The 25,263-nt window shown below is 66.3% G+C and carries 23 protein-coding genes and 1 tRNA gene; 10 read left to right on the top strand and 14 right to left on the bottom strand.

Annotation, left to right across the window (positions count from 1 at the left end; genetic code table 11):
• Window positions 1–2 precede the first annotated feature (2 nt).
• The gene (locus tag AC16HO_RS04065) at window positions 3–1,175 is read right to left on the bottom strand and encodes a glycosyltransferase family 4 protein (protein ID WP_395642406.1); all 1,173 of its coding nucleotides are present in this window, start codon (window positions 1,173–1,175) and stop codon (window positions 3–5) included.
• A gap of 158 nt (window positions 1,176–1,333) precedes the next feature.
• Here AC16HO_RS04065 and AC16HO_RS04060 point away from each other — a divergent pair, with 158 nt between their 5' ends.
• The 3 genes from AC16HO_RS04060 (at window position 1,334) to AC16HO_RS04050 (ending at window position 4,099) form a co-directional block, all read left to right on the top strand.
• A complete protein-coding gene (locus AC16HO_RS04060; protein WP_395642405.1) occupies window positions 1,334–2,830 on the top strand; it encodes a M20 family metallopeptidase in 1,497 nt (498 codons plus the stop codon).
• On the top strand, window positions 2,814–3,269 hold the full coding sequence (locus tag AC16HO_RS04055; RefSeq protein ID WP_395642404.1) for a GNAT family N-acetyltransferase: 456 nt from the start codon (window positions 2,814–2,816) through the stop codon (window positions 3,267–3,269). The genes AC16HO_RS04060 and AC16HO_RS04055 overlap by 17 nt, the downstream gene beginning before the upstream one ends.
• A gap of 125 nt (window positions 3,270–3,394) precedes the next feature.
• A complete protein-coding gene (locus tag AC16HO_RS04050) occupies window positions 3,395–4,099 on the top strand; it encodes a hypothetical protein (protein ID WP_395642403.1) in 705 nt (234 codons plus the stop codon).
• 29 nt (window positions 4,100–4,128) lie between these two features.
• On the opposite strand, the gene gnd is transcribed toward AC16HO_RS04050, so the two are convergent.
• Window positions 4,129–5,034, bottom strand: a complete 906-nt coding sequence (gnd, locus tag AC16HO_RS04045) for a phosphogluconate dehydrogenase (NAD(+)-dependent, decarboxylating) (protein WP_395642402.1) — start codon at window positions 5,032–5,034, stop codon at window positions 4,129–4,131.
• 331 nt (window positions 5,035–5,365) lie between these two features.
• Here gnd and AC16HO_RS04040 point away from each other — a divergent pair, with 331 nt between their 5' ends.
• Both AC16HO_RS04040 and AC16HO_RS04035 read left to right on the top strand, forming a co-directional pair.
• Window positions 5,366–6,322 carry a TonB-dependent receptor gene (locus AC16HO_RS04040; protein ID WP_395642401.1) on the top strand — a complete coding sequence of 319 codons (957 nt, stop codon included), beginning with the start codon at window positions 5,366–5,368 and terminating at the stop codon, window positions 6,320–6,322.
• A gap of 106 nt (window positions 6,323–6,428) precedes the next feature.
• Window positions 6,429–7,286 carry a sterol desaturase family protein gene (locus tag AC16HO_RS04035; RefSeq protein ID WP_395642400.1) on the top strand — a complete coding sequence of 286 codons (858 nt, stop codon included), beginning with the start codon at window positions 6,429–6,431 and terminating at the stop codon, window positions 7,284–7,286.
• Window positions 7,287–7,369: 83 nt separating this feature from the next.
• On the opposite strand, the gene AC16HO_RS04030 is transcribed toward AC16HO_RS04035, so the two are convergent.
• The 3 genes from AC16HO_RS04030 to AC16HO_RS04020 all read right to left on the bottom strand — a co-directional run bounded on the left by AC16HO_RS04030 (window position 7,370) and on the right by AC16HO_RS04020 (window position 9,057).
• Window positions 7,370–7,445 (bottom strand) — tRNA-Asn (locus AC16HO_RS04030).
• 66 nt (window positions 7,446–7,511) lie between these two features.
• The gene (locus AC16HO_RS04025; protein WP_395642388.1) at window positions 7,512–8,069 is read right to left on the bottom strand and encodes a GspH/FimT family pseudopilin; all 558 of its coding nucleotides are present in this window, start codon (window positions 8,067–8,069) and stop codon (window positions 7,512–7,514) included.
• A 136-nt stretch (window positions 8,070–8,205) separates the two neighbouring features.
• A complete protein-coding gene (locus AC16HO_RS04020; protein WP_395642387.1) occupies window positions 8,206–9,057 on the bottom strand; it encodes a 23S rRNA (adenine(2030)-N(6))-methyltransferase RlmJ in 852 nt (283 codons plus the stop codon).
• 59 nt (window positions 9,058–9,116) lie between these two features.
• Here AC16HO_RS04020 and AC16HO_RS04015 point away from each other — a divergent pair, with 59 nt between their 5' ends.
• The 3 genes from AC16HO_RS04015 (at window position 9,117) to AC16HO_RS04005 (ending at window position 12,254) form a co-directional block, all read left to right on the top strand.
• Window positions 9,117–9,536 carry a hypothetical protein gene (locus AC16HO_RS04015; protein WP_395642386.1) on the top strand — a complete coding sequence of 140 codons (420 nt, stop codon included), beginning with the start codon at window positions 9,117–9,119 and terminating at the stop codon, window positions 9,534–9,536.
• A gap of 85 nt (window positions 9,537–9,621) precedes the next feature.
• Window positions 9,622–11,388, top strand: coding sequence for a copper resistance system multicopper oxidase (locus AC16HO_RS04010; protein ID WP_484335298.1), 1,767 nt, complete (start codon window positions 9,622–9,624; stop codon window positions 11,386–11,388).
• Window positions 11,388–12,254: a copper resistance protein B gene (locus AC16HO_RS04005; RefSeq protein WP_395642384.1), complete on the top strand. Its 867-nt coding sequence runs from the start codon at window positions 11,388–11,390 to the stop codon at window positions 12,252–12,254. Before AC16HO_RS04010 ends, AC16HO_RS04005 begins: the two co-directional genes overlap by 1 nt.
• On the opposite strand, the gene ygiD is transcribed toward AC16HO_RS04005, so the two are convergent.
• The gene (gene ygiD / locus AC16HO_RS04000; protein WP_395642383.1) at window positions 12,255–13,028 is read right to left on the bottom strand and encodes a 4,5-DOPA-extradiol-dioxygenase; all 774 of its coding nucleotides are present in this window, start codon (window positions 13,026–13,028) and stop codon (window positions 12,255–12,257) included. It abuts the gene before it with no gap.
• A gap of 745 nt (window positions 13,029–13,773) precedes the next feature.
• On the opposite strand from ygiD, the gene AC16HO_RS03995 reads away from it, so the two are divergent.
• Together AC16HO_RS03995 and AC16HO_RS03990 are read left to right on the top strand one after the other, a co-directional pair.
• The gene (locus AC16HO_RS03995; protein WP_395642636.1) at window positions 13,774–15,048 is read left to right on the top strand and encodes a TIGR03862 family flavoprotein; all 1,275 of its coding nucleotides are present in this window, start codon (window positions 13,774–13,776) and stop codon (window positions 15,046–15,048) included.
• A gap of 205 nt (window positions 15,049–15,253) precedes the next feature.
• Window positions 15,254–15,736 carry a c-type cytochrome gene (locus AC16HO_RS03990; RefSeq protein WP_395642382.1) on the top strand — a complete coding sequence of 161 codons (483 nt, stop codon included), beginning with the start codon at window positions 15,254–15,256 and terminating at the stop codon, window positions 15,734–15,736.
• A gap of 23 nt (window positions 15,737–15,759) precedes the next feature.
• Here the strand turns inward: AC16HO_RS03990 and AC16HO_RS03985 are convergent, their stop codons facing one another.
• The 8 genes from AC16HO_RS03985 to AC16HO_RS03950 all read right to left on the bottom strand — a co-directional run bounded on the left by AC16HO_RS03985 (window position 15,760) and on the right by AC16HO_RS03950 (window position 25,263).
• Window positions 15,760–17,187 (bottom strand): DUF1501 domain-containing protein, encoded by a 1,428-nt coding sequence (locus tag AC16HO_RS03985; protein ID WP_395642381.1) that lies wholly within the window; start codon window positions 17,185–17,187, stop codon window positions 15,760–15,762.
• Window positions 17,188–17,193: 6 nt separating this feature from the next.
• Window positions 17,194–18,984, bottom strand: a complete 1,791-nt coding sequence (locus AC16HO_RS03980; protein ID WP_395642380.1) for a DUF1800 domain-containing protein — start codon at window positions 18,982–18,984, stop codon at window positions 17,194–17,196.
• A gap of 110 nt (window positions 18,985–19,094) precedes the next feature.
• Window positions 19,095–19,676 (bottom strand): arsinothricin resistance N-acetyltransferase ArsN1 family B, encoded by a 582-nt coding sequence (locus AC16HO_RS03975; protein WP_395642379.1) that lies wholly within the window; start codon window positions 19,674–19,676, stop codon window positions 19,095–19,097.
• The gene (locus AC16HO_RS03970; protein WP_395642378.1) at window positions 19,673–20,953 is read right to left on the bottom strand and encodes a metal-dependent hydrolase family protein; all 1,281 of its coding nucleotides are present in this window, start codon (window positions 20,951–20,953) and stop codon (window positions 19,673–19,675) included. The genes AC16HO_RS03975 and AC16HO_RS03970 overlap by 4 nt, the downstream gene beginning before the upstream one ends.
• Window positions 20,954–20,970: 17 nt before the next feature.
• The gene (locus AC16HO_RS03965) at window positions 20,971–21,783 is read right to left on the bottom strand and encodes a cyanophycinase (protein ID WP_395642377.1); all 813 of its coding nucleotides are present in this window, start codon (window positions 21,781–21,783) and stop codon (window positions 20,971–20,973) included.
• A gap of 56 nt (window positions 21,784–21,839) precedes the next feature.
• Window positions 21,840–22,733 carry a hydroxymethylglutaryl-CoA lyase gene (locus tag AC16HO_RS03960; RefSeq protein WP_395642376.1) on the bottom strand — a complete coding sequence of 298 codons (894 nt, stop codon included), beginning with the start codon at window positions 22,731–22,733 and terminating at the stop codon, window positions 21,840–21,842.
• A 12-nt stretch (window positions 22,734–22,745) separates the two neighbouring features.
• Complete coding sequence (locus AC16HO_RS03955; protein WP_395642375.1) at window positions 22,746–23,147, bottom strand: endonuclease domain-containing protein; 402 nt, start codon at window positions 23,145–23,147, stop codon at window positions 22,746–22,748.
• A gap of 112 nt (window positions 23,148–23,259) precedes the next feature.
• Window positions 23,260–25,263, bottom strand: a complete 2,004-nt coding sequence (locus AC16HO_RS03950; protein ID WP_395642374.1) for an acetyl/propionyl/methylcrotonyl-CoA carboxylase subunit alpha — start codon at window positions 25,261–25,263, stop codon at window positions 23,260–23,262.

Genomic DNA, 25,263 nt, shown 5'->3' with positions numbered 1-25,263 from the left:
ACTCACCTCGATCCTTCGTGGAGTTTGCCGTTGCCGGCGATCTGGTTGTTGCCGGGCTGCGCGAGGCCTGCGAGCAGCTCGGCGAATTGGGCGGCGACCGTGATCGGATCCAGTTCGGCGACCGCGGCCACCGCGGCGGCGCGGAGGTCGGTGCGCGTGACATCGCTACGCACGAGATCGAGCGTGGCGCGCACGAAAGCATCCTCGTTGGCGTACGGCACGCGGCGGCCGCAGCACGGGGTGAGATGCTCGCGCGCGGCACCATAGTCGAAGGCGACGGTCGGCAGGCCGCTGGCGAGCGCTTCGAGGGTGACGTTGCCGAAGGTCTCGGTCAGACTCGGGAACACGAACAGGTCGGCGCTGGCGAAGTGGCGCGCGAGTCCGGTATCGCGCTGGATGCCGGCGAAGATGAAATCGGGATTCTCGGCCGCGAGCGCGGCGCGCGCGGGGCCATCGCCGATCCAGATGTAGCGCGCGTGACGATGGACCTTCTGGACTTCGCGGAAGGCACGCACCGCGAGCGGCAGGTTTTTTTCCGTCGCGATACGGCCGACATAGACCACGGCGAGTTGGCCGGGCTCGAGGCCCCATTGCGCGCGCAGGGTCTCGTCGCGCCGCGCCGGCGAGAACAGCGCGTTGTCGACCGCGCGGCGCAGCAGGACGACGTTGCCGAACTGGTTCTCCATCAGGAACTCGCGCAGCTCGATCGTCGGTACCAGCGTCGCCGCAGCCTGGCGATGGAAACGGCGCAGGTAGGCAAACACGACCGGGGTGAGGAAGCCGAAGCCGTAGTGGCGGGCGAAGTCGTCGAAGCGCGTGTGGAAGCCGGTCGCTGCCGGAATGCCGAGTGCGCGCGCGACGCGCAGTGCCGAGTAGCCGAGCGGGCCTTCGGTGGCGGCATAGATCGCGTCGGGACGCTCGTTCTTCCACAGCTTGCGCAGGCGCTGCGCGATCGGCAGACCGAACTGCAGACCGGGATACTTCGGCAGACGCGCGCCGCGCGCGAGCACTTCGGCTCCGTTCTCGCCCGCACCGGCTTCGTCGCCCGCCTGACGCGGACGCACGATCTGTACCGCGTGTCCCGCCTCGCGCAGGCTCTGTGCGAGGCCGGCCACGGTCAATGCCACGCCGTTGATTTCCGGCGGGAACGTCTCGGTGACCATGGCGATGCGCATAGTGCGACTCCGCGCGGCTGCTTCCGCGTGGGGGTACATTAGGTCTGTCGGGTGTACGCGGCGTTGCCGATTTGCGTCGATCGAGTTACCGCGGCTCTCGTCAGGGGGATGCGGGCAGACTAAAATCGCGGCCTTGCATCTATCGAGGCGAAGTCCATATGGACGCCAGTCTGCTCCGCAATGACGTTTCCACGCGCTGGGACGGCGAGATCGTTCCGCAGCTGGTCGAGTACATCAAGATTCCGAACAAGTCGCCGATGTTCGACAAGGACTGGGCGGCGCACGGCTACATGGACCAGGCGGTCGCGCAGCTGTCCGGCTGGGCCAGGGCGCAGGCGATCGAGGGGATGACGGTGGAAGTCGTGCGCCTCGAAGGCCGTACGCCGCTGATCTTCGTCGATGTGCCGGCCTCGGCCGGAGCGCAGAGTGGCGATGACTGCGTGCTGCTCTACGGCCATCTCGACAAGCAGCCGGAGATGACCGGTTGGGCCGAGCATCTCGGCCCGTGGAAGCCGGTGATGGAGGGCGACAAGCTCTACGGCCGCGGCGGTGCGGACGATGGCTACGCGATCTTCGGCTCGCTCGCAGCGATCCTCGCGCTCAAGGCGCAGAAGCTGGAGCACGCGCGCTGCGTGGTGTTGATCGAAGCCTGCGAGGAATCGGGCAGCTACGACCTGCCGTATTACGTCGACCACCTTGCCGAGCGCATCGGCAAACCATCGCTGATCGTCTGCCTTGACTCGGGCTGCGGCAACTACGACCAGCTCTGGCTGACCACCTCGCTGCGCGGCATGACCGGCGGCAACCTCACGGTCAACGTGCTCGGCGAGGGGGTGCATTCGGGCGATGCTTCCGGCGTGGTCGCTTCGAGCTTCCGTATCCTGCGCAAGATTCTGTCGCGTCTGGAAGACCAGGACACGGGCCGGATCGTGCCGCCGGGGTTCCATGTCGAGATTCCCGCGCAGCGCGTCGAGCAGGCGAAGCAGGCGGCGCAGGTGCTGGGCGATGCGGTGTATTCGAAGTTTCCGTTCGTCGCCGGCATGCAGCCGGTGAGTCGTGACGACACCGAGCTCGTGCTCAACCGTACCTGGCGCCCGGCGCTGGCGGTCACCGGCGTTGGTGGTGTTCCCGCGCTCGATTCGGCCGGCAACGTGCTGCGCCCGTTCACCGCGGTGAAGCTCAGCTTGCGCCTGCCGCCGACGCTGGATGCGGTGAAAGCCGGCGCCGAGCTGAAGACGCTGCTGGAAAAGGACCCGCCGTACGGCGCCGGGGTCAGGTTCGAGCTGGAAAAGGCCGGCAGCGGCTGGAACGCACCGGCACTCGCGCCATGGCTGGAACAGTCCGTCGATGCCGCCTCGCGCGAATTTTTCGGCCCGCCGCCGGCCTGCATGGGCGAAGGCGGATCGATCCCGTTCATGGGCATGCTCGGCGAGAAATTTCCCGGCGCGCAGTTTCTTATCACCGGCGTGCTCGGCCCGCATTCGAATGCGCACGGGCCGAACGAATTCATCCATATCCCGACTGGCAAGCGTGTGTCGATGTGCGTGGCCAAGGTGATCGTCGATCACCATGCGGCCAGTGTCGCCGGCCTGACCCGCGGTGTCGCAGCGACGCACGCGCACACGGTCAAGGGCGGGGATGGCTGCTGCGACTGACGGCATCATCGTCCGCGTCGCGGGCGAGGGCGATCTCTCGTCGATAGCCGCGCTGTCGGCGCAGCTCGGCTACCCGACGCCGGCGGCGGACACGCGCGAACGCTACGCGCGCGTGCGCGCGGCGCAGGCGGGCGAAGTCTTTGTCGCCACGTTTGCGGCCGATGCGCGCGTCGTCGGCTGGACCCATGTCGTACCGCGACTGCAGCTCGAGGAAGCGCCGCATGCCGAGCTTGCCGGTCTCGTCGTCGACGAGACCGTGCGCGGCACCGGTGTCGGCGCCGCCTTGCTCGCTGCCGCCGAGGACTGGGCGCGTGGGCAGGGCTTCGCGGCGATGCGCGTGCGCAGCAACGTAGTTCGCGAGCGCGCGCATCGCTTCTACGAGCGCGAAGGCTATGTGCGGACCAAGTCGCAGGCTGTTTTGCGCAAGACCCTGACCTAGCCCGCGGCAGTTTCGCGGGTCGGCAGATGTCCGGGCGCTGAACGCGACGCCGGGATGCCGTTGGTGTCCACATTTCCTGCACGTTTGCTTCCCAGACTCGCGCCAGCTCCAGCGGAAGCGTGTTCATGATGACGAAGATCTCGATGGCGGAGGACGCCGATTCCTGGTGCCGCCGGCTCGGCAATTTCGCTCCGATTGTCTACCGGCCGGCGCCGGCGATGGCCGGTGCTGGCCGCGATCCCTTCGCGTCCGCTCGTTCGGGCCGGCCTCTGCGCGCTCCCGTGCCTGCCCGTCAGCGTGGCGCGACGGCGCAGCTCCTCCTCGGCGCCATCGTCGCAACCGCGGCGATGTTGCCCTGGCCCGTGACCGCGCAAATGCAGGGTGGCGGCATGGGCGGCCACGGCGGAGGCGGGCATGGCCGTCACGGCGATCGTCCGTCCGACATGGCGCAGAAGAGTAACGACGCGTCACCTCAGGTACCTGACCCGCTGGCGGAAATGCTGGTCCAGGCGCGCGAGCTGCGCGCTGAGCTATTGCTCGGCACCGACCAGATCGGCCCGTGGTCGGCGATGGAGGATGCGTTGCGCGAGTGCGTGGAATTCAGGCGTGCGCGTCCGCGGCGGGATGGTTCTGATGTGCCGGCCGACGCGCAACGGCTCGTGCAGGACCTGGCCGACGAGCAGCGCCAGCTTGCGGATGCCGAAGCGCGTCTGGCGGCAACAACCAAGGCGGCGTTCGCTGTACTCAATCCGCGCCAGGCACGCACCAGCAACGAGCGCTTCACCGGCGCGCTCGCCGCAGAGCGCGGCTCCACGGCTGCGCTGCCCTGAACGCGGGTTTCCGCGTCACGACGTGGCCGTCATTCCTTCTTCATCTCGTGCCCGCCGAACTGGTTGCGCATTGCCGCGAGCAGCTTGTCGGCAAATGAGTCCTTGTCGCGCGAGCGCAGACGCTCGAGCAGCGACAGCGCGATCACCGGCGTCGGCACACCGAGTTCGATCGCATCGGCCAGCGTCCAGCGGCCTTCGCCGGAGTCGGCCACCCAGGGTGCGATACCCTCCATCGCCGGATTCTTCTTCAGCGCATCGGCGGTGAGATCGAGCAGCCACGAGCGCACCACGCTGCCGTGTCGCCAGATCTCGCCGATCCGGGCGAGGTCGAGTGCGAATTCCTGCTTGTGCTCGAGTATGGAAAAGCCCTCGGCGTAGGCTTGCATCATGCCGTACTCGATGCCGTTGTGGACCATCTTGGTGTAGTGCCCCGCGCCGACCGGGCCGACGCGACCCCAGCCGCGGTCGGGTGCGGGTGCGAGCGCGGCGAAGATCGGCGTGAGCGCTTCGATGGCGGCGGCATCGCCGCCGATCATCAGGCTGTAACCTTCCTCGAGACCCCAGACACCACCGCTGGTGCCGCAGTCGACATAGTGGATCTTGCGTTCGGCCAGTTGCCGCGCGCGGCGTTGCGTGTCCTTGTACATCGAGTTGCCGCCGTCGATGAGCACATCGCCCGGCGCGAGCAGCGGCAACAGGTTGGCGATGGTCTCATCGACCGGCGCGCCGGCCGGCACCATCAGCCAGAGGGCGCGCGGGGTGGCGAGCTTGCCGACGAGTTCGGCGAGCGACGCCGCAGGCTCGATGCCATTCTGCGCGGCGCGCGCGCGGCTGTCCGCGATGAAGTCGAAACCCTTGATGCGATGTCCGCCGCGCACCAGCCGCTGCGCCATGTTCGCGCCCATGCGGCCCAAACCGATCATGCCAAGTTCCATCGCGTGCTCCATAAAAAAAAGGTGGGATTACCCCTCGCGATATATATGGGCGCGAGGAAGAGAGCAAAGGCCTTCGTGGCCGGATATGTTCCGTCCGGATTCCGCCGGACTGAACTTTCCCCCCGACAGGCGGAATACAGGTTGTTGTTTCGCGGTGCGCGGTGCGTGCATCGAACGGGTGACCCGTGGCTTCCGCGACGAGCGAGTGGCATCGGCGCGCATTTGCCCTTGCGGCATCGTGCCGCATTTTTTCCGTATGGTGCCGCCGCTTAGGCTGCGCGTCCGGCTCCGGCGATGAATTTGCCGGACGGACTTTCCCCGAGGAGACCCGATGCGTAGAAGTATCCGTTGTCTGTTGCCCGGCTTGATTGCAACTGTCCTTTCACCGCACACGTTCGCCTGTTCCGCTTGCGGCTGCACATTGAGTTCGGACTGGGCCAGCCAGGGCTTGACCACGACCAAGGGCTGGCGCTTCGATGCGCGCTTCGACTTCTTCGACCAGGATCAGCTGCGCGAGGGCGGCGACGGCATGAGTCGTGCCGCCGTCGCGATCCCGAACGAGCGCGAAGTGCAGCAGTACACGACCAACCGCAACTACACATTCGCCCTCGACTACAGCCCGGGCAGCGACTGGGGCGTCGGCGTCGCGTTGCCGTGGTTCAACCGTTCGCATGGCACGATCGCGGCCGGAGACGACGCGGTCTCGACCTCGCACGACCAGGGCATCGGCGATGTGCGCGTGCTCGCGCACTATTCCGGCTTTGATGCGCAGCGCGATGTCGGCATCGAGACCGGCCTGAAGCTCGCGACCGGCTCGTTCGACAGAAAGTTCGAGCGTGGACCGCAACAGGGCGAGACGGTCGATCGCGGCTTGCAACTCGGCACCGGCACGACCGACCTGTTGCTCGGCATCTACCACTTCGGTGCGTTCAACGCAGACTGGGGCTATTTCGGTCAGGCGCTGCTGCAGGTGCCGCTGAATTCACGCGAGAATTTCAAACCGGGTGCCGGCCTCAACCTCAATGCCGGCCTGCGCTACACAGCGAACGAAACCTTCGTGCCGCAATTGCAGGTCAACGCGCGTCTGGAGAAGCGCGAGCGCGGTGCGAATGCCGACGTCGACAACAGCGGTGCGACCCTGATCTACCTCAGCCCCGGCGTGACCTGGAACTTCTCCCGCCGTTTTTCCGCCTACACGTTCGCGCAACTCCCTCTGCACCAGCACGTCAACGGCTTGCAGATCGAGGCACGATGGTCGGCGTCAGTGGGGTTGCACTACATTTTCTGAATGCGCCCGGCATGTCCTGCGCCGGTGCCTTGGCAACGATTCGTCGTTCGATCTGGACTTGGACCCGGGACCAGCTAGACTGCCAGGCACTCATCGGGGGCGGGAAATGAGTTCAGGGGTAGGCGTCTATCTGGCGCAGCTGGCGTGGATGATTCCGTTGACCGCGGGATTCTGCGTTTTGGAATATCTGTATCCGGCCGCGATCCGACCGACCTGGCGAAATCGGCTGGAAAACTGCGTCTATCTTGCGCTGGTACTGCCGCTGGTTCTCGGTCTGCAAGCGAGCTTCGATCCGTTGTTCAACTACATCGCCCATGTCGCCGACAGCGGTTGGAACGGGCGCTCGAGCGCGCTCTCGCGGACCCTGCCGGGCGGGATCCTGGCAACCATTGCCTACGCGCTGATCTGGGACGTCTGGCATTACTGGATCCACCGCTGGCAACATGCGTCGCCGTTTTTGTGGGAGACGCACAAGTTTCACCATAGCGACCCGATGATGAACGCGACGACGCAGGGCCGCCGCCATCTGCTCGACTATCTGCTCAACCTGATTTGCCACGTGCCCCTGCTGCTTCTGCTCGGCTCGCTGAACCCGATCGCACTCGTCGGCGTGCTCATGTTCCGTCTCTGGGGATTCGTCAACCACGCAAACCTGCGGGTCAGTTTCGGGGTGCTTGCGGGTGTTATTTCCGGACCGCAGTGGCATCGCATCCACCACTCGACTTTGCCGCAACACCGATCGAAGAACTTCGCGACATTCTTCCCGTTCATCGACAAGCTGTTCGGCACCTACTACGCGCCTGCGGCCGGGGAGTACCCGCCGACGGGACTGCTTGATGAACCGCTGGAGTCGTTCGCCTGCAGTGCCGCGCACTCTCCACTGGTCGTGTGGTACCGCTGCGCGCAACGGTTCGTTGCGGACCGGCGCGGCCAGCGCAAATGGATTTCCCTGCGCGATTCATGATGTGGCGACGCGGGCCATCGGGCCGGCTCCGGGCGGATGGCCAAAACGAAAGGGCCTGCGTTTCCGCAGGCCCTTGTCTGAAATGGCTCCCCGAGACGGACTCGAACCGCCGACCCAGTGATTAACAGTCACTTGCTCTACCGACTGAGCTATCGGGGAATCGCATAAGCGAGCCGCTTATTGTCTTCGACGCGTCGAATTCAGTCAATAGCTCGGGGAAAGAAGTTATCGGCCGAGGCCTGCGCAGGCCACCGTGGCCCGTGCCGGATCGGGCCGCGCTTCGCGTACGCGGCCGGGATTGCTGACGATCACGGCGGCGGCCTCGCCTGCGCCGCGGCGGTCGCAGATCGTGTACGTGAGGTCGGTTCCGCTGGCGCTGCCGTCCGGGCGATAGCGGACGAACTTGCGCCCGCTGCTGGTCGCGATCGCGATGCCGGGTTGACTGTCGACGACTTCGAGCAGCGGCTCGTCTTCGTCGCGGTGGTTGTTCTGGTTTGCGTCTTCGAACACGATCCAGCCATGCTGCCACCAGATGCCGTCGGAGCAGGTTGCATGGTCATTGCTCGGGCAGACGATCACTTCACGATGCGTGCTGACCGAGCTCGTGCGCGCAAGGCTGAGCGAGCCGACCAACATGTCGTGCGCATTGCGCGCATGGCTGCGCTGGATCAGGTTGCCGAGCGCCGGTGCGCTGAGCGAGGCCAGCACCGCGACGATCGCAAGGGTAAAGATCAATTCGATGAGCGTGATGCCAAGCTGATTTGCCGCGGGAGAATTGCGCATGACCACTCCTTCGTCAGGATGCGGTCAAGATTAGGGTGCGGCGCGGAACTGCGATATGCGTGCCGGCTGTACGATCGCGTAGGAATTCGCCGACCCGGCATGTGGGTCGGGCGGTGGTTTCCAGTATGGTTCGCGCTTACTCCCGCGTCAGCCACTCGATGCGGTGGCTCGCGCGCGGGCTGCGCGCCAGCAGGCGCGCGAGATCGGGCAGCAGCCGTGCGAGGCAGGCATCGAATTGCCACGGCGCGTTGACGATGACCATGCCGCAGCCGTTGAGGCGCAGCGGCGAGTCGTCAGCGTCGACCATCAGTTCGGCGACCAGGGTCTTCCTGATGTCGCGGGCGGCGAACCAGCGCTGGAACGGCAACACCTGCCGGTGCAGCTTGATCGGATACCAGATCGCGTAGATGCCGGTCGGCCAGCGCGAGTACGCGGCGGCGAGGGCGGACTCGATGGCACGGAACTCCGCTTCCTGGGCTTCGAACGGCGGATCGATCAACACCAGCCCGCGGCGCTCGTGCGGCGGCACGAAACCGGACAGTGCCGCATAGCCGTCGCGCCGGTGCACGCCGACGCGGCGGTCGCCGGCGAACAGGTTTTTGAGCGCAGTCGTTTCGGCCTCCTGCGCCTCGCACAGCGTGATGCGGTCGCCCGCGCGCATGGCGAGGGCTGCGATCAGCGGCGAGCCGGGGTAAATGTTCAGATGGCCGTTTGCCTCGGCGGAGTTCGCCACGCGCAGCAGGTCGAAGTAGGGGCGCAGGCTGTCGGCCAGGCTCGTCGCGACGAGCAGACGCCGCACGCCGTCGACAAACTCCCCGGTCTTGCGTGATTCTTCGTCGCGCAGGTCGTAGCGGCCGGCGCCGGCGTGCGTGTCTATGTAGCAGAACGGCGCCGGCTTGGCCGCGAGCGCGTCGATCAAACCGATCAGGATCGCGTGCTTGAAGACGTCGGCAAAGTTTCCGGCGTGGAAGGCGTGGCGGTAGTTCATGCTCGAATCGTAGCATCCGCATGCTTGCATGGAGGTCCGCACGCGGGCACCATGCGCGCATGACCCGTCGCCGTCACCGCCGCTTCCGTTTGCAGCGACTTGCGCGTAGTGCCTGCGCGCGCGCGTTCGCGCATGCGATGGCGGTGCTGCTGGTGCTGGTGAATCTTTCCGCCTGGGGAATGCCCGCCGTTCCGGTGCGCGGGATGGACGCATCGCACGTGTCGGCGTCCGCCGTGATGCATCACCATTGCGACGAGGCAGCTGCGGCGGCGGATACCGGCGCGAAGCAGTCCGCGCATGGCAAGGGCTGTCCGTGTTGCGTGGGCGGTGCCTGTGTCTGCCTGCATTCCTGCTCGCCGGCGTTGATTGCGATTTCGTTCGATCTCGCGCCTGCTCCCCCGGCGCAATTGCCGATTCCGGTCGGCAGCGCGTTTCTCGATGCCGCCGGCGAGCGCCGGTTGCGACCGCCGATCGCCTGACTCGTTCGTCCGCTTCGCTCCGCACGCGGAAAGCGCGTGCGCGTGATCTGGCGCGCCCGGCGCGCCGCGAAACCATATGAGTACCATGAACAGAAACAACCGGACCTCTTTGACGGAACGCCTCGCGCTGCCGTCGCGCCGGCGCTTCGTCCAGGGCCTGACTCTCAGCGGCATCGCTGTCGGCTTCGGCCTCGACGCGCCGGCGGCCACTACGGCCGCGCCCGCACCGCAAGTCGCGGAGCTGGCCGGCACCGACTTCGATCTCGCCATCGGCACGCTGCCGGTCAACCTCACCGGCACGCGGCGCACCGCCACGGTCGTCAACGGCTCACTGCCCGCGCCTGTGCTGCGCTGGCGCGAGGGCGACACGGTGACGCTGCGCGTGCGTAACACGCTGTCGACGACCAGCTCGATCCACTGGCACGGCCTGATCGTGCCGGCCGACATGGACGGCGTGCCCGGCCTCTCGTTCATGGGCATCGCGCCCGGCGAGACCTACGCTTACCGCTTCAAGGTCAACCAGAGCGGCACGTACTGGTATCACAGCCACTCGCGCTTCCAGGAGCAGACCGGTTTGTACGGCGCGATCGTGATCGAACCGCGCGAGCAACGAACGCGCGTCGATCGCGATCATGTCGTGCTGCTGTCCGACTGGAGCGATGCTGATCCGGAGGGGCTGTTCGCGACGTTGAAGAAGCAGGGCGATTACTTCAATTTCGGCAAGCCGACGGTCGGCGATTTCCTGCGCGATGCGCGTACGCAGGGCTTGGGCGGCGCGCTCGCCGAACGGCACATGTGGAACCGGATGCGCATGAACCCGAGCGACCTCGCCGACATTTCCGCATGCGCCTACACTTACCTCATGAACGGCGCTTCGCCCGCGTCGAACTGGACCGGGCTGTTCTCGCCTGGGGAAAAAGTCAGATTGCGCTTCATCAACGGCTCGTCGATGACTTTCTTCGATGTGCGCATCCCGGGACTGAAGATGCGTGTGGTCGCAGCCGACGGGCAGGAAGTGGAACCGGTCACGGTCGACGAGTTCCGCATCGGCAATGCGGAGACGTTCGACGTGGTCGTCGAACCCGACGCTGACCGGGCCTACACGATCTTCGCACAATCGATGGATCGCTCGGGCTACGCGCGCGGCACGCTTGCGCCGCGTGCCGGTATGCTTGCCGAAGTGCCGCCGCTCGATCCGCGCCCGTTGCTGACGATGCGCGACATGATGGGCACGATGGATCATGCCGCGATGCCGGGCATGGATCACCCGAACATGGATCATCGCGCCATGCCCGGCATGAAGGGCATGGAGGGGGGGTGTGGCGGCATGGCGATGTCTGCCGCCACGCCGTCGCTGGAGATGGGGCCGACGGTCGACATGCTCGTCTCCACGACGCGCACGGATCTCGACGACCCCGGAGTGGGCCTGCGCGGCAACGGCCGGCGCGTGCTGACCTACGCCGACCTGCACACGCCGGGTGCACCGATCAGCGGCGCTCCACAGCGCGAGATCGAGCTGCACCTGACCGGGCACATGGAACGCTACATCTGGTCGTTCGACGGGAAAAAGTTCTCCGATGCGCAGCCGATCCGGCTCAGTCACGGCGAGCAGGTACGCATCACGCTCATCAACGACACGATGATGACGCATCCGATCCATTTGCATGGCATGTGGAGCGAACTGGAAACGCCACAGGGCGCGTTCCAGGTCAGGAAGCACACCATCGTCGTGCAACCGGCGCAGAGGCTCAGCTATCGCGTCAGCGCCGATGCGCTCGGCAGTTGGGCCTATCATTGCCATCTGCTTTACCACATGGAAGCGGGCATGTTCCGCGTCGTGGAGGTGAGGTGATGGGTACGGCAAGCCGGATGTTGTTGTCGGGGCTGCTCATGGTGCTGTCGCTCGATGCGCCCGCGCAGGAGCAAGCCCGCGACGGGCAGGCGCATCACCACGACGCTGCCGCCACGCCGCCGGCCGTCCACGACGATGCCAAGGTCAGCGTTGATGCCCACATCCCGCCGGATCCTGCGCAGCATCCGATGGCGCCGATGTCGGATGCGGAGATGACGCGCGCAATGGAAATGGACGACACGGCGAAGCTGTTCATGTTCAAACTCGACACGTTCGAGCGCGCGAAGGGCGACCACGCCTATTCGACCGCGTGGAACGCGCGGGCCTGGTATGGCGGTGATTTCGACAAGCTGCTGTTGCGCAGCGAAGGCGAACGCGAGCACGGGAAGACCGATGCGCGCATCGAGGCTTTGTGGAATCACGCCTTCGCCAGTTTCTGGGATTGGCAGCTCGGCCTGCGCCACGATGCCGGCAACGGCCCGTCGCGCGACTGGGCCGCGTTCGGGGTGCAGGGCTTGGCGCCGTACTGGTTTGAAATCGAAGCCACCGCCTATGTCGGAGATGGAGGGCGCGCCGCGCTTGGTTTCCGCGCCGAGTACGAGCTGTTGCTGAGCCAGCGGCTGATCCTGCAAGCGGAGATCGAACTCAATCTCTACGGCCGCGGCGATCGCGCGCGCGCGGTTGCGGCAGGACTGTCTGATGCCGAGCTCGGCCTGCGTTTGCGCTACGAGATCCGCCGCGAGCTTGCGCCGTACATCGGCGTCGTGCGCAAGTACCGGCGCGGCGTCGACGGACACGGGTTCGGATTTGGGCCTGTCATGCGCAGCGAAACGCAGGTCGTTGTCGGGCTGCGGTTGTGGTTCTAGTCAGGCCAGCAGCACCGAGGTCATCGAGATCGTGCTGAAGTAACCGGTGTTGTGGAACGACGCCGCATCGTCCTCGCGGCGCGCACCGAGCACGTAGAGCAGCGGCAGGTAGTGTTCGGGCGTGGGCACGGCGAGCGCCGCATCGCGGTCGAGCGCGTGCCAGTCGAACAGTTCGGCATCGCGGCCGGAGGCGATGCGCGAGCGCACGGTTTCGTCGAAGCGCACGGTCCAGTCGGTGGGCCGTGGATCGCGGTAGTTCAGCGCGCGCAAGTTGTGCACGATGTTGCCGCTGCCGAGAATCAGCACGCCGTCGTCGCGCAGTGCGCCGAGTTCGCGGCCGAGGGCATGATGGAATGCGCCCGATCGCGATGTGTCTACGCTCAATTGCAGCGTCGGCACGTCGGCCTGCGGATACATGATCGCGAGCACGCTCCACGCGCCGTGGTCGAGGCCCCGGTCGGGCGTCGCTTCCATTTTCGCGCTTTTCACCATGCCGGCGATGCGGCGCGCGAGCGCGGGATCACCCGGCGCAGGGTAGTGCACGTCGAACAGCGCCTGCGGAAAGCCGTAGAAGTCGTGGATCGTCCGCGGTTGCGAAGCGGCGCAGACAAAGTTTCCGCGCGTTTCCCAATGCGCGGATATGCAGAGGATTGCCTTCGGCCTGGGCAGGCGCGCAGCCAGCGCCTGCCAGCCGCGGGTGAAGTCGTTGCTCTCGATCGCATTCATCGGCGAGCCGTGGCCGACGAACAGCACGGGCATGCGCGTGATGCTCATGGCTTCAGTATGCCACCGTGAGGCGCTGGCGCGGCTTGTCGTGCTTCTCGATGCGATCGAGCACGGCAGCCGCGTAGTCGGGAATCGTGATGCGGCTCGTGCCGTTCGCATCGACCAGCAACTGGTCGCCACCGATACGATAGGTGCTGCCGCGCTCGCCATCGACGGGCGGCGCGGCGGGGCTGACGCGGGTCCAATCGACCTCTGCGTTCGATGCGCGGAAGATTCTCAGCGCATCGGCCCGCCCGTTCGCTTCGGGCAGCCATTCCTGCGGGAACTGCGGCGACGAGGATACCGCCGTGTGTGCCCGGCGCGGTTTCGAGACTGCCGGCGCCGCCGACCCAGACCAATCGCTTCACGCGCGCAGTCGGCAGCGCGTCGAGCAGGCTCGCGGCGTATTGCGGAATGCAGCCGGCATCGGCGTCGCGGTGCCCGGACAGGCTCGCGATCAATGCATCGCCGTCGCTCGGTACGCTGCTGTAGGAGGCGGGATCGCCAGCATCGCCCGACCCGCGAATCGCGGATGTTCGCGCGCCCAGGATCGCGCACGCCGGCGACGACGTCGTGGCCGCGCGCCAGCGCTTCTTTGAGGATGCCGCGGCCGACGTGCCCGCCGGTGCGGCAAATGACGATATTCATGGATTGGATCGCAGATCGGAGGACGGCATTGACAACATGTCTGGGTCCACGTGCCGATACAATCCGCATGAATGGAACCCTGCGTCCGTCCGAATCCGGCAAATCGATGATCGAAAACAAGGTTCAATCGGGCCGGATTGCCGTGATCGGGGGCGGGCCGGCGGGGCTGATGGCCGCGGAAACAGCGCGTGCGGCGGGTGTGGCCGTCGATGTCTACGAGCGCCTGGGCTCGGTCGGCCGCAAATTCCTGATCGCGGGCAAGGGCGGGCTCAACCTGACCCATTCCGATCCGTTCGAGCGGTTCGTCGCGCGCTATCGCGGGCGTGAACGTGAGATGCGCGCGTGGCTGGAACAATTCGATGCCGAAGCGCTGCGCGCCTGGGCGCGCGGGCTGGGCGTGGAAACTTTCATTGGCACCTCCGGCCGCGTGTTTCCGGTCGATCTGAAGGCCGCACCCTTGCTGCGCGGCTGGGTGCGCCGCCTGCGCTCGGGCGGAGTGGAGTTCCATGTTCACCACCGCTGGCTGGGCTGGGGCGGCGACGGTGCGCTGCGCTTCGAGCATACGGACGGAGAGCGTATCGTGCGCGCCGATGCCGTCGTGCTCGCACTCGGCGGCGGCAGTTGGCCCGTGCTCGGCACGGACGGATCGTGGACGCGGATTCTCGAGGCCCGCGGCGTTGACCTTGCGCCGCTGCAGCCGGCGAACTGCGGTTTCGAGATCGCGCGCGCTGGCGTCGAGGGCTGGAGCCATTTCTTCGCGAACAAATATGCCGGCCAGCCGGTCAAGCCGGTCGTGATCGAATGGCGCGGCGCAAACGGTGAAACGATTCGTCGCCAGGGTGAGTTCGTGATCACCACGCACGGCGTCGAGGGCAGCCTGATCTATGCGCTCGGTGCCGAGTTGCGCGATGCGGCTGCCGCGCATGGCGGCGTGACGGTCCATCTCGATCTCGCGCCGGGGCGCGACATCGAGCGCCTCACGCGCGATCTTGCGCAGCCTCGTGGCAAACGCACGCTCAGCGAACACCTGCGCCGACACGCGGGCATCGATGGAGTGAAGACCGGACTGCTCTATGAATTGCTCGCGAAAAACGCGATGCAGAATCCCGAAAATCTCGCACCGGCCATCAAGGCGCTGCCGCTCACGTTGGCGCGCCCGCGTCCGCTGGTCGAGGCGATCAGCACCGCGGGTGGCGTGCGTTTCAAAGCGCTCGACGAACGCCTCATGCTCACCTCGCTGCCCGGTGTCTTCTGCGCCGGCGAGATGATCGACTGGGAAGCGCCGACCGGCGGCTATCTGCTCACCGCATGTTTCGCCAGCGGCAAGATCGCGGGGCAGGGCAGCGCAAAGTGGGCGCGGGGGTGCAGCTTCGTGCGTTGATCACGGCATTCGTTTTCGGGGTCGCCGCAGCAACAATTTTCCTTGCCGGCGTCGGCGGCGCCGAGGGAAACCCGGCTCGTCGCCCGCCATGGCAGCGGTCGCGACGGCGGCGATGAGCCGAATTGGGCCGGACTGCGCTGCCTATTGCGGGCCGGCAGTTCGGCTCCGATGGTTATCGCAAGACAGACAGCAAAGGAAACACCAGATGAACTTCAAGCAATCCCTGCTTGCGGCTGCCGCGGCGACGCTGGTCGGTGCGAGCATCACCGCGATGGCTGCGGAAACGCCGTCGGCACCGACGCAGGCGGAGCGCGGCCGTTATCTTGTTCGCGTGAGCGGGTGCAACGACTGCCACACGCCGGGCTACGTACAGAACAACGGTCAGGTCGATGAAAAGGCGTGGCTCACCGGCGATGCGCTCGGCTGGCAAGGTCCGTGGGGCACGACCTACGCGACCAACCTACGCGTGCTGATGAACGACATGAGCGAGCAGCAGTGGCTCACGCATGTACGTACGATGCAGCCACGGCCGCCGATGCCGTGGTTCAACACGCGTGCGATGAACGACGACGATCTCAAGGCGATCTATGCGTTCGTGAAGAAGCTCGGCCCGGCCGGTGCACCCGCGCCGGCGTATCTGCCGCCCGGCAAGTCGGCGGCAGGGCCGGTCGTGCGCTTTGTGCCGTAGCGCGGCAAGCGGCCGCTTGCCGGTCAGGACAGGAAGCCGAGATCGGCGGTCGGAAAATTCTTCACATACGGAAAAATCGTCGCGATGTCGCAGTCGGCCACGCCGAGCCAGCGTGCCAACGTGGCCGAGTACTGGTCGCAGGACACGGCGGGGATCATTTGCCCGCGCGACAGGCAATCGGGCCCGTTGAGCGCCTGGTTCGGAAACACGCTGCCGCTCGCTGCGGGTGCGCCGTACAGGCGTTGACCCTTGACCGCGCCGCCCATGACAAACTGCATGCCGGCCCAGGCGTGGTCGGTGCCGTCGCCGTTCGAGTTGAGCGTGCGCGCGAATTCGGACAGGGTGAACGTCGTCACCGACTGCGGAATTTTCAGGTCGTTGACGGTGCAGGCATGGAACGCCGCCAGTGCCTGCGAGATCGTCGTGAACAGCTTGGGCTGGTTGACCAGTTGTGTGTCGTGCGAATCGAAGCTGCCGTAGCCGAGGAAAAAGATCTGCCGCTTCGCGCCGAGCTTGTCGCGTACCGCGATGATTTTCGCGATCTCCTGCAGCGCCGCCGCAACCGGGTTGTTCGCCGGAAACGCGGTCGTCAACGCGGGCGCGGCGGCGAGGGCATTCTGCATGGTCTGGTAGTAGCCGATCGAGTTGCTCACGGTCTTCGCGTAGGTGCGCGTGAACGGGTCGGCATAGGTCTGCGCGAGCATGTCGGTGAGCGCAGTCATGCGCTGCGCGCCGCTGGTCCCGCTGTAGCCGGACAGGCCGGTGGGGCCGGCGCTGGTCAAGGTGTACGGCTGGATGGCCTCGCCGACCTGGAAGCGGTTCTGCCCGGCGAGCGACAGCGACATCGGCACGCTCATGCCCGGATTGAGCACGTGCAGGCGGTCGGCGACGAGGCCGCCCCAGCCGGTCACGCCGTTCTGCTGTGGCCGACCGTACTGCCACTGCGCCTGTTGGTCGGCGTGCGAATACAGCTGTGGCGGCAACGGATAACCGGGCGTCGAATACTGTGTCTTGCTGGTCGGTTGCAGCGCGGTACCGACGTTGACGACGAAGGCACCGTTGCCGGCATTGAAGATGTTTGCCAGTTCGGTCAGGTTCGGGTGCAGGCCGTAGCTCTCACCACCGGGCCCACCGAGCACGTTGACCGGCACAAGCGTGTTCTGCGCGATCGCCATGCCGGTCGGTGGGCCGCCGCTGCGGGCCGCGCTGTAGGTGGCGTAGCGCGCGCTATCGCTCGGGATCAGCATGTTCCACGAGTCGTTGCCGCCGAGCAGGAACAGGCAGACCAGCGCCTTGTAGTCGCTGACTGGCGCATAGCCCGTGCAACTCTGGGCCAGTGCCGAGTTGAGCATGCCGAACTGGGTCATCAGCGCGCCGCTGGTTGACAGGGCGAAGCTTGAGCAGGCGGCGTTGCGCAGGAAGTGGCGGCGCGAGGACGAGAATGGAGTCATGGCAGCTTACCGCTGGATGGCGAATTCGGGGGAAACGAGCGCGAGCTGCAGCGCGGTCTGCGTGCGCCCGAGGGTGTCGCTCGCCGGCATGAGGCCGACGGCACCCGCGAGGCTGGCCTTGGTCGCGGTGCCCATCTGCCCGTAGAACAGGTCGTGGTTGACACGCTCGACCAATGCGTTGGCGTCGCCGGCGAGCGCCATGAGCGCAGTGAGGTCGATCGCGATCGTCGCTGCCGTGTTCTTCGTGTTGCCGGTGTAGGCGCCCAGGCGCGCGGTCAGGTCGTTCGCCGTGCTCAGCGTGCTCGACTCGCTGAGGATCTGGAACTGCGGGCCGAACAGACCGGCGTCGCCCAGCTCACCCGGGGGCAGGTAGTTCGGCGAATAGAAGTTGAACACCGAGGAAGCGCCGCCGGGACGCTCGACATAGCTCGACTGCGGGCTGGGAAAAGTATACAGGCCGCTGGTCGAGGCGGCGCCGTAGTAGCGCCACAGCGCGGTGAGCTTGAGCAGCGGTTCGCGCGCCTTGCCGAAGACGATGTTCGGGTATTGCGCCGGGATCGTGCCGGTCAATGCTTCACGGTCGGTCAGGATCGCGGCGACGACCTGGCCGAGATCGCCGCCGCTCGCGTTGAACGCCGTCGTGACGCGAGTGATGTAGGCCGGTGTCGGGTTGCTCGTGACCAGGTGCTCGATCAGCTGGCGCGAGATGAAGGGCGCGACATTGGGATGGCCGACGAGGATCGCCAGCCCCTGCCTGAGATCGTCTGCGCAGGACAGGCTTGCCGGCAGTGCTTTCGCATCGGAGTTCGCGCCGTAGTTGCCGCTGTAGCTCAAAAGCGTCTTCGCGCCGAAGTCGTGGTAGTTGTCGTAGCAGGTCAATGGCTGGTATTCGGCGACGGACCAGTTGTCGGACGATGCCGGGTTGCTGTTGAAGCCGCTCGCGTAGCTCCAGCCGGTGAACACGCGCGCGTATTCGCTGACGACGCTGGGTACGTAGGTCGGAATCGGATTGCCCTGCGCGTTGAGCTTCTGCGAGCCGTCCGGATTGAGGAGCACGAGACCGATCGTGAACAGCTGCATCACTTCGCGTGCGTAGTTCTCGTCGGGTGAGGTGCCGATCTTCGGATTTCCCTTCTGGTTGCGCAGGTAGGTAAGCATGCGCGACATCGCCGGGTTCAGGGTGACGTCCTGGATCAGGTTGGAGAACGTCGGTGCATGCACGATGCCGTTCGCGTCGGTCCAGCCGCCGACATCGCGCGCGAGCATGTCGAAGTATTCGGCGATGACGATCGGGTCCTGATTGAGCCCGGCGAACTGGTCGGAGACAACCATGATCTGCGACAGCGCCCAGGCGACGCGCTGGCGCAGTTGGTCGGGCGCGGTGATCGCGTTGTTGAACCAGGCCTCCATGCGGTCGTTCTGGCCCGGATTCTTCACCGCCTTGTCGAGCGATTCGACATAGGGCCGCATCGGCGTGGCCGGCAGTGCGAGCTGTTTGGCGATCCAGCCGTGGTAGCCGAGCTGGCGCAGTTCGGCGATCGCCGCGGGCGTCGGACCGAATGTGGCCATGGTCAGGAAGCGCGCGGCCTGCGCGTCGTTCACCGGCGCATCGAGATCGAGGCCGGGAATGCCGCGCGTCGGATCGTGTGGCGGCAGCGGAAGTCGCGGCGCGGTGCTCGCAGCCTGCGCGGCGCTGGCGCAGAGCAGCAACGCGGCGAGACCGGCACATCCGCCCGGAACGATCGCGGTCGCGGTTCCGGGCCGGGAGAACAAACGGCGGAGAGAAAACGGTCGCATGCAAGACTCCCGCAACGGAAGGTCGCTCCAGATTCCCGATCCGAGCATAGCTCAAGCAACGCGGCCGTACGATGACGGTTGACACGCTTGGCGAACTTGCGCCGGCGCGATCAGTTTGCGCCCAACGCCCGCGCCAGCGTCGCGCGGTCCAGTTTCGCGAAGGCGACCGGTTCGGCCGGAACCGGCGCGGGCGGTGCGATCTGCAGCTGCCACCAGCCGACGTTGTGCCAGGCACCGGACTTGTACCCCGCGTGGAGGAAAGTCGCACATCGGCGGAAGCCGCAGGCCTCGTGCAGCGCGACGCTGGCCGCGTTCGGCAGCGTGATGATGCCGAACGCGTTGACGTATTTCTGCGCCTTGAGCACGGCATGCAGCGCGGCGTACAGGCGCTTGCCGATACCCCGCGCGTAGAAGTCCGCATGCACGTACGCCGTGGTTTCGACCGACCAGCGATACGCCGCGCGCTCGCGGTGCGGGCTGGCGTAGGCGTAGCCGGCGACACGCTCGTCGACGAGGGCGACGAGCCACGGGTACGTCGGCAGCAGGCGTTCGATGCGCGCGGCCATTGCCTCGACGCCCGGTGCTTCGGTTTCGAACGAGACGGCCGTGTGCTCGACGTGCGGCGCGTAGATCGCGCGAATCGCCGCGGCATCGCCGGCGGTCGCCACGCGTAGCCTCGCGGCCGCGTTCATGGGGTGCGGTAGACCACGCCGTTCTTCATCACGAAGACCACATGCTTCACGCTCTCGATCGTCTGCGTCGGATCTCCGCTCACGGCAACAAGATCGGCGCGCAGCCCCGGTGCGACGCGGCCGAATTCGTCCTGCTTGTGCAGGATCGCCGCATCGACGCTGGTCGCGGCGAGCAGGGCCTGGGCTGGCGTCATGCCGAGCCGGACCATCCATTCGAGTTCGCGCCAGTTCGTGCCGTGTGCGAACACACCGACATCGCTGCCGCAGCCTATCGTCACGCCGACTTTCAATGCGGTGCGGAACGCATCGGCCGATTCCAGCATGCGCTTCGAGGGCGGCGTCTTGCCGGCCTCGTATTTCTCGAAGTACTGCGCGATCGCCTCGACCGCGGTCAGCGTCGGCAGATAGGCGACGCCGCGCTGCTTCATCAGCTTGAACGTGGCCGCGCTCGCCGCGTCGCCATGCTCGATCGTGTCGATGCCGGCGAGCACGGCCATGCGCACGCCCGCGTCGCTGGTCGCGTGCGCGGCGACCGGCCGCCCGGACAGATGCGCCGCCTCGATCATCGCTTTCATTTCCGCCTCGGTGAACGCCGGGCGTACTTCGCCACCCGGGCCAATGCGGTAGTCGGCGTAGAGCTTGATCCAGTCGGCGCCATGGCCGGCCTGCTCGCGCACCGCGGCGATACCGGCGGCGACGCCGCTGACCTCCTGCGCGCCACCGGGCAGATCGATGTCGGGGCGGAAGCCGCGCGGGCCGGGCCCGTACGAGGCAGTGGCGACGATCGCGCGCGTGGCGATGAAATAGCGCGGGCCCGCGATCAGGCCCTCGTCGATCGCGCGCCGCAGCGAAACGTCGTCGTAGCCGGCGCCCTCGCTGCCGAGGTCGCGCATGGTGGTGAAGCCGGCGAGTAACGTGTCGCGCGCATGCTGCGCGGCGAGCAGGGTTCGATAGGCCGGTGGTTCCTTGAGTACCTGGTCGTTCCAGCTCGTCTCGTTGTACGGATGCAGGAACAGGTGCGCGTGCAGGTCGATCAGGCCGGGAAGCAGTGTCGTGACGGGCAGGTCGACTGTCTTCGTGCCGGCCGGCGCCCTGATCGTTGCCAGCGGCCCGACGGCGGAGATGCGTTCGCCGTCGACGAGAACGGCCCATCCGGTGTGCGCGGACTCGTTGGCATTGCCGGCCCAGACACGGGCGGGGCGCAGCAACGTCGTCGCCGCCTGCGCGGAGCAGGCGGCCAGAAGCAGACCGAATGCCAGAAATATACTTTTTCGCATCGCGTGCAAACGGGCGCTCAACTGATCGAACGGCGGAAATCCAGGTCGTAGCGTGAGCCGTGCACGAGCACGTGCACGCGCAGGTTGGTGATGCTGATCGGCCCGGCCGGCCCGGCCTCGGCGACGTTGGAATGGCCGACGTCGGAGGGATCGACCACGGTGATGCCGCCGTGGCCGACCACGTCGACGACGTTGTCGGGACCGATGAACGCGGCCGTGTCCGGATCGATGCCGATGCCGAGCGCGAACGGATTGAGCGCGAGCGCGGCGAGCAGGCGCCCGAGCCGGTCCGCGCCGGCACCGCCCTGGTCGATGACGAGGCGGTTCGACAGGCCGAGGCCCGGCGCCAGAGTGACGCTGCCCATGCGCGGCGTCGGCCCGTGCGCGCCGCCGGCGAGCATGTGCTCGGCGAGGATCGCCGCGCCCGGCCCGATGCCGGCGACGGCGACGCCGTCCGCGTTGCGCCGGCGCAGCAGGCGCGCGAGTTGGGTGCCGCCGAGCAAGGTCGACAGACGCAGCGGATTGTCGGCGCTGAGCACGGCGAGGTCGGCACGTTCGAGCAGCGTCAGCGCGGCGGGATGATCGCAGTCGCCGCGGTTGTTCAGCGCGAGCCGATGCACCTGGCCCGCGCCGAGCGAAAGCAGCGCGGTCTCAACCTCGTCTGCGGGCGCTTCGCCCGGAGTCTGCGCAGTGATCACGACCACCTGCGGTCGCTGACTGAACATCGCAAGCAGGCGGCGGAAGACTTCGCCGTAGCCGTCGGGTCGCGCCTGCGTGCCGATCGGAATCAGATAACCGCGGGACTGGTCGGGAGCGAGGCGGGCGGGCAAGACGTTTCCTTCGCATGGCGGAAACCACGATTATAGCCAGGCCGGCAGGGCGGGAGTCACGCCGCCTTGCCGACCTTGCTGCCGTTGTCGCGCGCGAGTTGTGCGCTGAGCCATTGTCCGGTTTCGATCAGTTTCGGCAGATCGATGCCGGTTGCGATGCCCATGCCGTGCAGCATGTAGACCACGTCCTCGCTGGCGACGTTGCCGCTGGCTCCGCGCGCGTAGGGGCAACCTCCCACTCCGGACACGGCGGAGTCGATCACGCCGACGCCGAGCTCGAGGCAGGCGAGGATGTTGGCAAGCGCCTGCCCGCGCGTGTCGTGGAAATGGATGGCAAGCGCCGACATCGGAACTTCCGCTGCGACCGCGGCGAGCATCGCGCGCGCCCTGGCCGGCGTGCCGATGCCGATCGTGTCGCCGAGCGAGATCTCGTAGCAGCCCATCGCGTGCAGCGCCGTGGCCACGCGTACGACATCGGCCAGCGGTACCTCGCCCTGGTACGGGCAACCGAGCACGGTCGAGACATAGCCGCGCACCGCTACCTTGTCCGCGTTCGCGCGTTCGATCACCGGCGCGAAGCGTTCGAGCGATTCGGCGATCGATGCGTTGATGTTCTTGCGATTGAACGCCTCGCTCGCCGCGGTGAACACGGCGATTTCCTCGACGCCGACCTCGCGCGCGCGTTCGTAGCCTTGCAGGTTCGGCACGAGCACCGGATAGCGCACGCCGGGATTCTTGCGGATTCCGGTGTAGACCTCGGCGGCATCGGCAAGCTGCGGCACCCATTTCGGGCTGACGAAGCTCGTCGCCTCGATGGTCTGCAATCCGGTCGCTGAAAGGCGATCGATCAATTCGACCTTCGCCGCCGCCGGCACGATGGTCTTCTCGTTCTGCAGTCCGTCGCGCGGGCCGACTTCGACGATGCGGACTGTTTCTGGAGTTGCATTCATGGTGTGGCTGCTTTAGCCCTCCCCTTCAAGGGGATGGTTGGGTGGGGATGGTGTTGCTCTGTCGCGCAGATTGCGCAGAATCACTTCCAGCACGCCTTCAATATTCTCGAACACTCCATTGTTCCAGAATCGCAGCACGACAAACCCGGCACATTCGAGGAACTGTGTTCGTTTTTCATCGTATGCCGTTGCGTCGAAATTCTGGCTGCCGTCCAGCTCAATGACGACTTTGCGTTCCAGGCAGACAAAATCAAGAACGAAGTCGCCGAATGGATGCTGGCGGCGAAATTTGCAGCCGTCGAGTTGGCGGTGGCGCAAGCGTTGCCACAGCCTGGACTCTGCATTGGTGGGCGCATTGCGCAATCTGCGCTGCAGGTGCGCGCCAAGGATTTTCTGGTTGGTTTGTCCTCGCATGACTGCATTCCGTTTGCCCGTGAGTTTTTCAACACCATCCCCACCCAACCCTCCCCTTGAAGGGGAGGGCTTCAGAGCCGCTTCATTGCACCGCGCCTTTGAAGGGGAGGGCTCAAGAGCGGAAGCGCACGAGCACCGCATCGGCCTCGACGAACTCGCCTGGTGTGGCATTGACCGATTCGATCGTCGTCGCGCGCGGGGCCTTGAGCGTGATTTCCATTTTCATCGCTTCCATGACGATCAGTTCCTGGCCTTCGGCGACGGCGTCGCCGGGCCTGGCCTTGACCAGCACGATGCGGCCAGGCATCGGCGCGGTAATGCGGTCGCCGCTCGTCTGCGCCGATTTCGCGTAGGCGAACGCGGCGACGCGGGCGAGCCGGGCGCGGCGTTCGCCGTCGTGCAGCAGCACGCCGTCGGCATCGACTTCGCTGCGCAATCGGCGTGCCTCGCCGTCGAATTCGGCTGTAAGCACGTCGTCGGCGAGGTGCGCGTTCGCGATCTGGCAGCGCGTCTCGCCGATGTTCAATTCGTAGCTGCCTTCGGAACCGTGCGCATCGACTTCGATGCGCTGGCCGTCGTGAGCGAAGCAGACGATGCGCTTGCCGGCGTGACCGATGCGCCAGGCATCGGCGCGCGCCCAGGGCGAGTACGGGTCGCCGCTCGCTTGGGCGAGCTGCGGTGCGGATGCTTCCTCGTCAAGCAGCACGGCGGTCGCCGCGGCGAACAGCGTGGCGTGATCGGGCGCAGCGTCGGCCGGCAGGAATTCGGCAAGATGACGGTCGAGATAACCGGTGTCGATGCGACCCTCGGTGACCACGGGATGGCGCACCAGACGTTCGAGGAAATCGATGTTCGATTTCGGCCCGGTCACCGCGCATTGGGCGAGCGCTTCGCGCATGCGCTGCAGCGCGGAAGGTCGGTCCCGGTCCCAGACGATCAGCTTGGCGATCATCGGGTCGTAGAAGATCGTCACCGTGTCGCCTTCGATCACGCCGGAGTCGATGCGTACATGCGCGTTCGCTGCGGGCAGTTGCAGGCGCTGCAACTTGCCCGAGCCGGGCAGAAATCCCTGCGACGGATCTTCGGCGTAGAGGCGCAGCTCGATCGCATGGCCGTCCTGCGGCACCGACTTGTTGCGCAGCAACGAGCCTGGCAGTGCTTCGCCTGCGGCGACGCGAAACTGCAGCTCGACGAGGTCGAGATGCAGCACCATTTCGGTGACCGGATGCTCGACCTGCAGGCGCGTGTTGATTTCCATGAAATAGAAATCGCCCTGCGGCCCGACGATGAATTCGACCGTACCGGCATTGACGTAGTCGAGCGCGCGCGCGGCCTTGATCGCCGCATCGCCCATCTTCGCGCGCAACTCGGGGGTGAGGAAAGGCGAGGGCGTTTCCTCGAGCACCTTTTGGTAACGACGTTGCGCCGAGCATTCGCGCTCGTTGAGGTGGATCGCGTTGCCGTGGCTGTCGCCGAAGATCTGGAACTCGATGTGGCGCGGATTCTCCACGTAGCGCTCGAGCAGCACGCGGTCGCGGCCGAACGCGCTCTTCGCCTCGCGCTGACAGGATTCGAGGTTCGCGGCGAATTCCTCGGCAGCGCGCACGATGCGCATGCCCTTGCCGCCGCCGCCATACGCGGCCTTGATCATCAGCGGGAAGCCGATGCGCTGGGCTTCGCGCGCAAGCAGCGCGGCGTCCTGATCCTCGCCGGTGTAGCCGGGTACGACCGGCACGCCGTGGCCGGCCATCAGTTCCTTGGCGCCGGCTTTCGAGCCCATCTTGCGCATCGACGCGGCCGACGGACCGATGAAGACGATGCCGGCCTTCTCGCAAGCGTCGGCGAAGTCCGGATTTTCGGATAGGAAACCGTAGCCCGGATGGATCGCCTGTGCGCCGGATTTCTTCGCGACTTCGATGATCGCATCGCCGCGCAGATACGAATCCGCCGGGCGCGGCCCGCCGATCGGATACGCGAAATCGGCAAGGCGCACATGCTGCGCGGTCGCATCGGCTTGCGAGTACACCGCGACGGTGTGGATGCCCAGGCGCCGCGCCGTGCGGATGATGCGGCAGGCGATCTCGCCGCGGTTTGCTATGAGGATTTTTTTGAACAT

The organism is Rudaea sp. (assembly GCF_057139185.1).
This window is presented reverse-complemented; position numbering and strand designations above follow the sequence as displayed.